The following is a 12,745-nucleotide window of genomic DNA, read 5'->3' on the forward strand; positions in this document are numbered from 1 at the left end:
GGTTCGTTTTTGTGTCAAGACAAAAAATGAACGTAATAAAATAATTATCTTCTTATTATCGTAAATTATGATCAGAACCTCATTCTTAATCTTAAATACATACTACTTTTTACATACTACAATTCTTACATCTCAATTCAAAAATCGTTTACATACATTCTACTGCCACTATGTTGCCTTTATCTTGCCTTGATGTTGGGAGTATCCTGCCATTTGGAATTGTCAATGTTCTACGGTTAACGTTTTACGTTTTTTTCTTTCTTGTTGTCACATTGAGTAAATTTTCGTTTCATAGAAAAAGAAAATTGTATCGAAATGTCTTTTCTATGTCAGTTGTATGTACCTATGTGGTGAATATTCTTTTTTGTCATATCTTCCTTTCATTTTTTTATTCATTTCCTGTTTATTTTAATTATTGGTATTCATATGCCCTTCGGGGAAACTCATCCAAAAAAACATTTGAAATTAAAAATTTGAGATTAAGAGGAGGAGCCACGGAGTGGCTCAGGTATTCATTTTCTTTGATGTCACTTTTTACTTGACTAAAAAGTAACCAAAAAGTCAAGGCCGTAAACCTCTCTACTAAAAATGTTCTCATTCCACTAAAGATTTTACAAACCCTACGGGCTAAAATCTTTTTAACTTTGCATTCAACCATTTTCTTAACGTGTGAGTTTTAATGCCAGTTTCTACGCCCTTTTTCATTATTAAAATTCGTTATCATTTCGATACTAAATCGTCGGATTTTTAACTCTTTTTTCAATATTCAAATTCACTTTTAATAAGGAATTTTGTCACATTGATTATGTCGAAGAATAAGACGAAAATTGTTTTAAAATGTCTAACTTCTCGATACAATTTTCTACATTACATTTTGAAAATCACTCGAAGTGACGGTATTTACTATCTTTTTGAATAGGGGCAATGAACCTCGGTTTGAGAGTCTACCGAAGTATCGAGATGTCTTTTCTTTTTAATTGTTTTTGTTTAGATTGAATTTCAATTGTTTTATATATTCATAAGGGCGAAATGAGGTTACTTGAAAGAATACATTCGAAAATTGGCGAGAAGATGAAAAACCAACTAATTCTGCTAAATCACCAATTGAATGTTGATGATACTGATCTGAATCCATTAGGAGATGAAGAACATAATTTATTCGAAGTTGATTGATGTAATTTGAAAAATTAGTTCCTTTTTCTGAATTAATAATCTTTGATAAATATGCAGAATTGGTTTTAAATGATTTTGCTAATTGAGCTAAGGTCAAAGTTTTCTGTACAAATAAGTGATTCATTTCAAAATCATTCAACTGATTCAAAATATGATTTACAACTTCAGTCGGAATCTCACTAATAGAGGGATCTTTTATTTTCCTTTTATTTATAGTAGGCTGTTTGAAAAAACGTTTGTAACTATACAATACCCCGATTGAACATAAAATGATCACAAAACCTATCAAAATAGGGTAAATGGTGATTTTGAATTCAACATTTTTCTTCAACTCTAATAGTTCTTTTTCATCATATTCTTTTTGGAGAATAGGAGAAAGCTTTACTGTATTTTGCTGAGTTAAATGATCTAGTTTTAGTAACTGATTGATATAATACAATTGATTTGGGTAATTACGATTATTTTCAGAATTATGGATTAAGGTTTCGTAAGCAGCACGAACATCGCTATCCAAAAACTCATATTCATTAAAAAGTTGATCTATTTTTTCAAAATATATCACTGCTTTTTGTACTTCATTTATTGCTTCGTAAGATTTACCAATATAAAAATAAGCCAAACTAAGTGTATTAGAATCTTGTTGATCTTTTAAATAATCTAATTCATTTGTTAGTATGGCTATAGACTGTTGATACTCTTTTTCTAAATAGAATTGAATTCCTTTTAAATAGGTAAAATAATGAATAAAATAGTCGTTTTGCGAATCTTTGCTCAATTTCAAACATTTATGATTAAGCTGATTAGCTTCTTTGTATTTATGTTGAGCCTGTAAGATTTGAACGGAATAATAAAGGCTATTTAAATAATAAGCTTGGTGATTGATATCCGAACTATTTTTTTCAAAATAAGAAGAGCATTTCGCAAATAGATCATGAGACTCCTCAAACTGTTTTAATTGAAATTTAATTAAAGCAACATTAAAAAGGACTTTATATGTTAAGTAGGTGGATGATTTCTTGTTCAGTTTCTTTTCAGCCAATAAGTAATTTTTTAAGGCTGGTTGAAATTTCTTGAACTGATAATGAACCAATCCTTTCGAAAGAAAACTTTGAACAATCAAATCATTATTCCTTGTCTGTTGAGCAACAACTATCGCACTATCAGCATATTTTAATTTGGTTGAATAATCCTGTGTATAGTAAATAGCTTCTTTATAGCCATAGAATAAAGTTTCGCCATCATTGCTAATCTTAGCCTTTAAGATATAAGCATTAATGTACTTCCAAACTTCGGGATTGTTCTTGTTGGTTTGAAATGAATCAATTCTCTGAACTAGAAAGTCATTTGTTTGTGTGCTTAGTTGATCAATTGCATAGACATTTTCGATGTTGAAAATAAGCCATAAAAATCCAATTAGAAGGGGTATAGATGTTTTCATAAGCATTGTTTTTTTAGATGAAAACAGTAGTAGATTTTCATGTAAGTTACTTATTTTAATTGAATTACGTTTGTAAATTGCCACAAATCACTAATCGATTACTCCATGAAATGTATGAATTTATAAATTTCACACATTTATACAGCGTGTTAGGATATTTTTTTCATAGTAAATTAAAAAATTAACATTTGGTAATTTATTGTTTATTAATAATATAAACGATTACAGGTGACACTTTTATAAAATTAACATAGTGTTTATGTTTTTGACGTGCTTCTTTATTGTTTTAATCATTATGCCTTCTAATTTTAAGCTAAGAATATAAATAATCCTAAAAAACACGACTATGAAAACAAAAACTTATTTATTCATTAGCATCATTAGTTTCCTATTTTATCAATGTATAGAGGAGGAGGAAGCTCCACAATTAAGATCAGATGGTTTATCTGTTGTAGAACAAAAACGCGAATCAGATTTACATATAGAATTGGATTGTGTCGTTACTGCTAATTCTATTCAAGAAGAAGCTGATCCACCAAAAGACAAAGATCCTTATATCAAGCGTACTGAAGAAGGAGGTGAGTAGTTCACTTTAAACTAAAAAACACATTAAGATGAGAAAATACGATCCATTTATACAAACACTCATCTGCTACCTATTTATTGTGTTGTTTATTTATGCGGCGGTAAGCAAGCTGATGGATTTTGAGAATTTTCAAATTCAATTGGCTCAATCACCATTACTTAGTGCTTATGCAGGATTTATTTCTTATGCAGTTATTATTGTGGAAATAGTGATTGCATTACTTCTATGTTATAAAAGATGGCGATTAATTGGGCTTTATGCTTCGTTCGGATTAATGATAGCATTTACAGTCTATATTTATCTGATATTAAATTACAGCGATTTCATTCCATGTTCCTGTGGCGGTATTTTAGAAAAGATGGGATGGACAGAACATTTAATTTTTAATGTAGTCTTTGTTGGTCTTTCCATCATTGCTATTATGATTACAAGAGAAAGTGTAAAACGAAAGCTTTTCTTGAAATTAATTGTAATTGGTATTTTGAGTGCGGGTTGTGTTGTTATTTTATTCTTACAATCAGAAGCAAAGATATCTAAACAGAATCCATTTATTCGAAAATATTTGAAAGATATTGTGATTGGTAAACATTCTTATAAGCTTAAAAATAATTCACTCTATTTTATTGGCGTTACAAACAATAAGCTATACTTAGGAGATCGATTTGCACCTCTTTATGTAACGGAAATAGATTTAGATAATTATCAATCTCGTGAACTAATAATTAAAATTGATCAAGACGACTTTCCTTTTCGTACAGTTAAAATATTTATTTCATCTCCACATTTCTTTTTAGTAGATGGAACTGTTCCTGTAATCTTTAAGGGGGATATCAAAACATGGGAAGCTAAAGTATTATCAACAGATCCAACCCTTTATTTTTCGAAAGCTGTTATAAGTTCAACAGACGAGTTATTTGTCCGTAAGCAAGATTTTAAAACAAAGCAAAATATACTAGCACGATATAATTTAGCACCTTCTGTTCAACAATTTACCACTACATCAATATTTGGGGAAGTAACACAAGGGATTTTTGATACAGATGGCATTCCGTTGTTTGATTTACAACAAAATAAATTTCTATATGTATACTATTATCGAAACAATTATGTAGTTGCGAATAAAAATTTAGATGTAATCACTAGATCTCATACAATAGACACCACCCGTTTAGCACCACTTAAAGTTATAACGAATCAGCAAAATCAGCAAAAATTATTAAATCCTAATAGTGTAGTAAACCGCTTAGCAGCGGTAGATAATGGTCTATTGTATATAAATTCTACTAAAAAAGGACAATTTGAAGATAATCAAGTATGGAAACAAGCTTCTGCAGTAGATATATATGATTATCAAAAACAATTGTATAAAGGTAGTTTTTATCTCTATGATGTTAATCGTCAAAAAACAAATGAATTTATTATTAACAACAATAATTTATATGCAATTATAAAGAATCAACTGGTTGTATATACGCTTAATACGAAAATCATACAATAAACTATCGGCCGATAGCAGGAGGATAACCGAATACCTGTATAATATAGTAGGTTAAAACCAAAAAAAATACAAAAAATGAAAAATTTAAAACTTCAAACAGTATTGCCTATTGCAGCATTTTTATTGGCTGGAATAGGAGCGTTTGCTACACAGCAAACAAAAAGCAACGAATCTATCAAAGATGCTGCTTTAATCGATGGATTTATTCGACATAGTTCGTCTACAGATTGTGAAGAAATTAAAGTTGATTGTACACCTGTATCTACAGATCAACTTTGTATGACAGAAGAAGCAACTCCACAGCAAGTTTGGCAAAAAAATGGTGTTGGTCAGTGTGTTTTAGAATTATATAAACCAATTAATTAAAAATAGAGGTTCCGAAAGGAACCTCTTCTTATTTGTAGGTTATTTAATCCAACTACTTTTTGGTTCGTTTTTCAAATAAAAAGCAAACCATTGTTCTATTCTCCTTGTCAAATCTGTTTGATCTTCTTTACTTGTAACAAAATGTCTTGCTTCAGGATAGCGTAGCATAACAATCTTTTTTTTGAGTTTTCTCAAAGCGGTATAAATTGTCATTGTTTGTTCAGGAGGTACATTAGTATCATTTTTACCTGTCCAACTCAATATTGGTGTTGTGATTCTACTTGCATGATACAAAGGAGAGTTTTTTATATAAAGTTCGGGCGCTTCAAAAAATGGCTTTTTTATTCTAAATTGAAAATTTTCATAGCGCCAGCTTTCTGTTTTTTCGTAAGGTTCATTCCAAAAATAGTCTTTTACCAAGTCAAATAAACTTGCTCCCGTAACAGCAGCACTAAATAAATCGGTTTGTGTAAGTATAAAATTGGTTTCATATCCTCCAAATGACTGTCCAATCAATCCTATTTTTCCTTTTTCAGTTACGCCTTCATCAATTAGTTTATTCAAAACTCCTACAACTGAATTTGTAGCAGATGCACCTGTAAAACCTTTATCATATACCATATCAGGAAGTACAACAATATAACCTTGTTGCGTAAGATTTGATACGTTAAATCCTATGTTGTTATACATCGATGGATTATGGTATTCTTTTACTGTTTGTGACAAATTTTCGTAGACACGAACTATAGTAGGATATACATTTCCTTTCATGTAATTCGGTGGATAAAATATAGCGGCTTTTAATTTTTTTCCATCTATAGTTGTGTAATGCAATAATTTGGATGTTCCCCAATCATAAAGATAATGCTGTTTATTCGTTGCGTATAATTGTATTGGTTCACTTTTCATATCTTTTTTATACCACAATTCTGGTGGTAAATTATAGGCTTCTTTTAAGTAAATAAAATCTGTTGTTAACTTGGCTTGTTGCAACTTTGTATATAAAAAATCATGACTTGTCAATAGTAAATCAATTGTATGATTAGGTTTTAATATGGCATAAGATTTAATTCTTGTATTTAGATCGTTTATAACCAACCTGTTGTTCTTAGTTTCGTCAATAAGACGGATATCCGACGTATTTTTTGATTTCGTCAATAACTCAAAACGAAAAACTTGCTGCGACTCTCTGCCTTTTGTCAACTTAGTAGAAGCTAATGTCTTTACATTTATTTTCCAAATATCATAGGTGTCATATAGATAGAGGTATTGTTTATCATTTGAGATTCCTGCAATTCCCCATGCAATTTGTTGATAACCTTCATCTAGTAACTTGTTATCCCATTCGGCATGTATGGAAGAAGTCAGATTTGTAGCTGTTTCAAGTTTTGTATTATACCACCACCAATTATTGTCATAGTAGTAAACAAAGTCATCTGTTTGTCCTACATTTCCGAATAAATGAGTATTTGGATCAAATTCTTGAATAATTCTTTTCTTAACAGCTGTTTTCGAATCATAGAAATAAACATCATAATCGTTTATTAATTTATTATCTGTTGTGTTTTGATATGGGTTGTATAATAAGAGCTTATTACTATTCGATAAATAATGTATATTAGGTAGTTCATCGTCTGTAATCTGTTTTACAGTATTTTCTACTCTATTCCAAACCCAAGTATAAGGGGTATAACCACGTTCATCTCTCATTTTTCTAATTGGATAGATTAGCTGATCCGAACCATACCATATTTCTACAGAATCATTTGTTGTTCTGTTTACCAATTTCTTTTTGGCGTTGAAATAAATGAATTCAGCATTAGTAGAAAGATACAATGTATTTGATGTTTGATCGATTTCGTCTTCCATCAAATCAGTATTCATACAGTCTAAGTTTTTACTTTTTAGATCAAAATAACAAATGCTAGACAACGCGTTTTCGTTTTGCGATAATATAACGACACCATTGTCGTTCCATTTAAAATTAATGTAAGAACCAGCTTCTTTATGTGCTACCGCATTCGATGATAAAGGGCGAGAAAGATCTATGTATTCTAAAAAGACACTAGTATTAACTATTTTTTCATAAACCATTCGATTTGTTTCATTATCAAAACTATAATTACGCGTATTTTCAATGGTTTTTATGCTATTACCTTTTATATCTCGCAAAACAATTCGTTGTGCATTGTTGTGTTTTTCTATGGAAATAAGAATATTCTTGTCCATTGAAACAACATATTTCTTTACAGCAGGAATCTTAATATTTTCTAGCGTTTTCAAATTAAGTACAGAAAGACTGTTATTTTTTAACCATAGAAAAGAATTTTCTTTCATAAAAGAACCTTCTCTTATTCCAGCAATACTTATTTGTTGTTTAGACAAGTTATTAATCAAAAATACAGTATCTGTAGTTGCGTAAGACATACTAATAGTAGACCAATTCCCTTTTTCAGAAATTTGCGAACCAATAACTTTTCCCCATTTATCGTATTCAGATTCTTTTACTGTTCGGTGAGTAAGCTGTGCAAATACAGGCTTCATGTTAAATAAAAACAAGAGGTGTATCAATACAATAAGATGCTTCAATATAGTTGTTTTCATTAGTATCCAGTGTTTTGTGTTAAATTCGAATTCTTTAATATTTCTTGTTCAGGAATTGGCCATTGTTGGCAATAGCTTTTCCAATTTGATTTTGTTGGAGTTAATACTTGATCGATTAGATTCAATCGTTTTAAATCAAAGAAACGATGCCCAAATTCACAGAAGAACTCATGCTGTCTTTCTTGTAAAATAGCTTCTATAAATTCCTCATCAGTCAATACGATATAAGCAGGCAAACCAGCTCTTGATCTAATTTTGTTAAGATCTTGTAAGGCACCTACTTTATTTTGTTGTTTTAGACGTGCCTCAGCTCGAATTAAAAATTGTTCTGCTAATCGAAAAACAACCGAGTTTTCTGTTGTTGAAGAAGAGTTTGTTCTTTGTTTGTATTTATAAGCATGTTTCCAAGTACTTGTACCGTTAGTAACTTCTCTTACCCAGTTTTTTTGACGAAGATCATTTGGTTCAAACTGTGTATTTACTTTTGTTAAAGCAATAGAAGTAGGAGGACCAGTTGCGACATAGTACGTACCACCTTCATACGCATAATTACCAGCTTGCTTAGGAGAAATTTGCCAAATAATCGATTTATTCTCTTTCAAAAACTCTTGATTAACATCTTGTTGCCATTCTATAGAAGGAGTATTAATTACTGTAGAAGCCCATTTTTCAGCATTTACCCAATTTCCTTTATACAATTCTACACGTGCTAGTAAAGCTTGTGCAGTTACTTGATTAGGACGATTACGTTGTAGTGTTATTTGTGAAGATAATAGCTGTATAGCTACGTCTAAATCTTGTGTAATTTGTTCATACACTTTTGTTTTCTCTAAACGAGAAACACTTTTGTTCAACTCATAATTCGTTGTTTTTATATAAGGAATATCGCCATAGGTATTCACTAAATAAAAATGGAGCAATGCTCTCACAAAAAGTGCTTCACCTATAAAACCATTTTTATCTGGTGTAGATAAGCCTTTACTATTTTGGCATCCTTCTATAATAGCATTTGCCATATAAATCTGATAATAGGTTTGCGACCAATATTGTAGTACAGTGGCGCTATTTGCCTGTAATGTATTATTATATAAATTTTGAGATTCTACTTGATTGATTTGATACGAATCTAATTCATCGGTATATAGACCAATAGAAACAGGAAAAGCACTCATTTGCCCACTTACAAAACCTTTTTCTCTCATATCTGCATATAGGTTAATAAGCGCAGCATTTGTTGTCTTTTTATCAGCAAAAACCAACTCACTATTGTATTGAGAAGTAGGAACATCAACATCCAAAAAATCATTGCATCTAAAGAATAAGACGCTTATAACGACTGTTAAACTTAACGTATATATATTTTTCATTGTGCTAAATTTTATTATTCTTATCAGACTAAAAGTTTAATTTCATTCCCATTACGATGGTACGAAGAGGAGGGAGAAATCGGTTGTACTTAAATTCGGGATCACCACCTTTATAAGGCGTTAGAGTAAATAGATTTTGTCCTTGTAGAAAGATTTGAGGTTTCAAGAAATGATCTTTTAAAGGAATATCATAGGTAATCGAAATGTTTTTCAATCGGATGTAAGAAGCATCCACAATAGAAAGCGTACTACTTCGCATTAAATTATAATTAGCCGCTATTTGAGAATTTTTAGTACTGTATGGTTGCATAGGTATACCATAGTCTACTAACTGATTGGTCATTGTACCAGCTATGGCTGTTGGCAAGTACAATTGTCGTTCTTGTTTTACGAACTGAAATAATACATCTAAACTCAACTGTTTGTACCGAATCTGATTGGCGATACCACCATAATAAGAAGGATTAAGATCAGTGAGTACAACTCGATCTTTTAGAGAAGTTATTTTACCATCTCCATCATAATCATAGAATTCATATTGATTATTTGTAGGATTTATACCTGTGTATTGATAAAGTTTGATGCTGTTAATAGATCGACCGATAACATACGTATTGGCGTAAGCAGAGCTTTCGAGGTCTGGATATGAAAGTAACTTGTTCTGATTAAAAGACAAGTTAACCTCTGTTGTCCACTTCCAATTATTAGTCGTTATATTTTTGGAACCAAGAGTAAATTCCCATCCTTTATTTTCTACTGTTGCAGGTAAATTTCCAGAAAAAGAAGAAAAACCAGTTGTCGTAGGTAGTGCAATTCCGACCAATTGATTTCCTGATCTGTTTTGATAATAAGCCATAGAAAAATTAAGACGATCATGTAGAAAACCTAATTCTAGCGCAACTTCTAATTTACGATTCGTCTCCCAATGATAATTGGGATTATACAAACGAATAGGACTTAACCCAACTGTCCCATTATATGGATTGGATGTTGTTTGATAGTTATCTAAATATTGATAATCTCCAATATTATCACTTCCTGTAATTCCATAACTACCACGCAATTTTCCAAAACTCAACCATCTATTTTTTTTTATAAAATCCTCTTTTGTGAATAGCCAAGCCGCACCAATTGCACCAAAATTAGAATATCTATTCTGAGGACTAAAACGACTCGAGCCATCTCGTCTAGCTGTTACGTTAAGTATATATTTATCTTGTAAGATATAATTCAATCGTCCATAAAAAGCTTGATAACGGTAATTTGTTTTTTCATCTAAGCCTATTAATTGTAAAGCAGCAGTAGACAAAGACAATAACATTTCATTGGAAGGGAAATCAGCGGCAGTTAAATACAGCCTATCAGTTGTTTGATCCTGAAAAGTTGCACCTATAAGAAAAGAAAAACGATGTTGATTCCATTTCTTATCCCAACTTAGTTGAGGTTCTATAATCCATGAAGAACGATTAGTTTGATTAGATTCTACACTTGATGATTCACTACCTTGTCCAGAAGAAGGATTATACATCGTCGACGGAAAAGTTCTCAACTCACGGCTATGTAATTGGGTAAAGCCTAAATTGGTTTTAAAAGTTAATTCAGGTAAAATAGCATAGCTCAACATCATATTAGCGGTTAGATTATCTATTTTTGATAGAAATTTAGACTCTAAACTTGCCAATGGATTGGTCCATGTATTATTTGCCCAATTCAATTGTCCATTCTCATCATATAAAGCAGGAGCATTGGGTGCTAATTCTCTTGCAACAGTTGTTAAATCAGTAGAAGGTTGATTGTTATTTTGATTGCTATAATTACCCGTAAATAAGAAATTAAACTTTTTAGCCTTGTAGTTTAAAGCCAAATGAACAGCATTTTTCAAATACTTAAATGCTCCTGGATAAACAGTAGTTTCTTCGTGATGTGTACCATTCACGGTATAATTAAAAGCGGTGTTACCACCACTTATAGAAGTTTGTATCGTGTTATATTCTGCTGTACCTCCAATTAATTCTTTTTGCCAATCGGTAGATCGGGTTTGATCCCATGTCCCGTTTATATCATAGGCATTTGTAGGATAAGTAGAAATACCATCGTAGGCATAAGCCTGTCTACGCATATCAAGGTATTGTTCGGTATTCATCAATTTCAACGGACGTGTAATTTTTCCTAACCCCATCGATGTCCGAATACTTACCTGTGTAGCACCTATTTTCCCCTGTTTAGTTGTAACCAGTACCACACCATTTGCTCCACGCGATCCATAAATAGCTGTAGCATCGGCATCTTTCAGTACTTCTATACTTTCTATATCAGCAGGATTAATCGTAGATAACGGACTTGTAAAAGAAGGTCTGTTTCCAGAGGTAGATGTACCTCCAATAGGATCCGAAGAGTAGGGGATGCCATCTATAATGAATAAAGGTTGATTGGCATCGGGTCTTAAACTGTTCTGTCCTCGTATTTTTATCTGAAATCCACCACCAGAACCACCACTTTCTTGAGTTATTTCTACTCCTGCCATCCGCCCTTGTAGCGTTGCTAAAAAATTATCTACCGGTTGATTCTCTATTTCCTTAGCTGTTACACGAGCAATAGAACCCGTACGTTCTTTGTCTTTTACAGCATAGTACCCTGCATTTATCACCACATCTTTTAGCTGAATCCCGTCATCTTCTTTTGTGAAACTTACATTTATCACACTTCTATTCAATACCTCTTCTTCACGAATAGGGAAATCCAATTGTTCAAAAATTAGCTTTGCATTATCCTGTTGTAAGGTCAACGAATAGTTTCCATTTGAATCGGTAAAGGTGGAATTATCAGTTCCCTCCTCTTTTACCATTACGCCCACTAATGGGACTTGAAGTTCTTTTACCGTTCCAGTCACGGTTTTACCTGTTTGTGCCAACAATGGTGTTGCACAAACCAATCCCAATAACACACTTATTGTATGTATATTGAGTTTAAAGTAAAATATTTTCATAATTTTACATAAGTTTTTTAAAATTCAACATTAGTTTTAAAAGCCACTCCTTTTCCTGTACATCGCGCCAACTTTGTTTATGGGAAAGGGGTTTTTGTTATGTTTTACGTTCTACGCTTAACGTTTTTATTCTTATTAATATTCAAATCCTTTTTTAACAATGAATTTATAAACCGTCATTGCTGAAAAGTCGAGTGTCAATTCGGCGTAAAGAGCGTTAAAAATGATTTATGTTCGCATTTCATATGCGAATGTTCTAAAGCATTTAGCGAGTAGCTGTTATTGACCGACTTGTAAGCACAGACTTGATTTTTTGATTACTTTTTGATCAAGCAAAAAGCAATAAATAGAGAACTTCTTATTATCGCAAATTCCATTTAGAATTTCATCTCTATTATCACGCGCGCGCGCATTCGTGCCTGTTTATCCTATATTCCTCCTAAAATATCCCCCTCCAACAGTTTTAAAAAATACATTAATAAATGAAAAAAATTAACACTAATACATTTTATGAAGATCATTTACTTTCTTATTGTGTTGTCTTCGGGGGATAGAGTGTGAATCTGTTTACTCTTTCATAATTTTACATAAGTTTTTTAAAATTCAACATTAGTTTTAAAAGCCACTCCTTTTCCAGTACATCGCGCCAACTTTGTTTTTGGGAAAGGGGTTTATTTTTACGTTATAAGTTTTACGCTTAACGTTCTACGTTTTTATTCTTATTAAT

The 12,745-nt window shown here is 31.5% G+C and carries 7 protein-coding genes; 3 read left to right on the top strand and 4 right to left on the bottom strand.

Going from position 1 to position 12,745, the window contains the following annotated elements:
• Positions 1 to 973: 973 nt before the first annotated feature.
• Positions 974 to 2,611: a helix-turn-helix domain-containing protein gene (locus B3I31_RS06955; RefSeq protein WP_291087789.1), complete on the bottom strand. Its 1,638-nt coding sequence runs from the start codon at positions 2,609 to 2,611 to the stop codon at positions 974 to 976.
• Positions 2,612 to 2,957: 346 nt separating this feature from the next.
• Between B3I31_RS06955 and B3I31_RS06960 the strand changes: the two genes are divergently transcribed.
• From B3I31_RS06960 to B3I31_RS06970, 3 genes are all read left to right on the top strand, one after another.
• The gene (locus tag B3I31_RS06960; RefSeq protein ID WP_291087792.1) at positions 2,958 to 3,197 is read left to right on the top strand and encodes a hypothetical protein; all 240 of its coding nucleotides are present in this window, start codon (positions 2,958 to 2,960) and stop codon (positions 3,195 to 3,197) included.
• Between the two features lie 28 nt (positions 3,198 to 3,225).
• On the top strand, positions 3,226 to 4,695 hold the full coding sequence (locus B3I31_RS06965) for a DoxX family protein (RefSeq protein WP_291087794.1): 1,470 nt from the start codon (positions 3,226 to 3,228) through the stop codon (positions 4,693 to 4,695).
• Positions 4,696 to 4,770: 75 nt separating this feature from the next.
• Positions 4,771 to 5,061: a DUF6520 family protein gene (locus tag B3I31_RS06970; RefSeq protein ID WP_291087796.1), complete on the top strand. Its 291-nt coding sequence runs from the start codon at positions 4,771 to 4,773 to the stop codon at positions 5,059 to 5,061.
• Positions 5,062 to 5,100: 39 nt separating this feature from the next.
• Here B3I31_RS06970 and B3I31_RS06975 read toward each other — a convergent pair whose 3' ends face one another.
• Genes B3I31_RS06975 through B3I31_RS06985 form a run of 3 tightly spaced genes read right to left on the bottom strand, consistent with a single transcriptional unit; the run spans position 5,101 to position 12,018 of the window.
• Positions 5,101 to 7,605: an alpha/beta hydrolase family protein gene (locus B3I31_RS06975; protein WP_291087798.1), complete on the bottom strand. Its 2,505-nt coding sequence runs from the start codon at positions 7,603 to 7,605 to the stop codon at positions 5,101 to 5,103.
• Between the two features lie 59 nt (positions 7,606 to 7,664).
• Positions 7,665 to 9,032 carry a RagB/SusD family nutrient uptake outer membrane protein gene (locus B3I31_RS06980; RefSeq protein WP_291087801.1) on the bottom strand — a complete coding sequence of 456 codons (1,368 nt, stop codon included), beginning with the start codon at positions 9,030 to 9,032 and terminating at the stop codon, positions 7,665 to 7,667.
• 28 nt (positions 9,033 to 9,060) lie between these two features.
• Complete coding sequence (locus tag B3I31_RS06985; protein ID WP_291087804.1) at positions 9,061 to 12,018, bottom strand: SusC/RagA family TonB-linked outer membrane protein; 2,958 nt, start codon at positions 12,016 to 12,018, stop codon at positions 9,061 to 9,063.
• Positions 12,019 to 12,745: the final 727 nt, after the last annotated feature.

The organism is Empedobacter sp. UBA3475, assembly GCF_002378465.1.
GTDB classification, from domain to species: Bacteria; Bacteroidota; Bacteroidia; order Flavobacteriales; family Weeksellaceae; genus Empedobacter; species Empedobacter falsenii_B.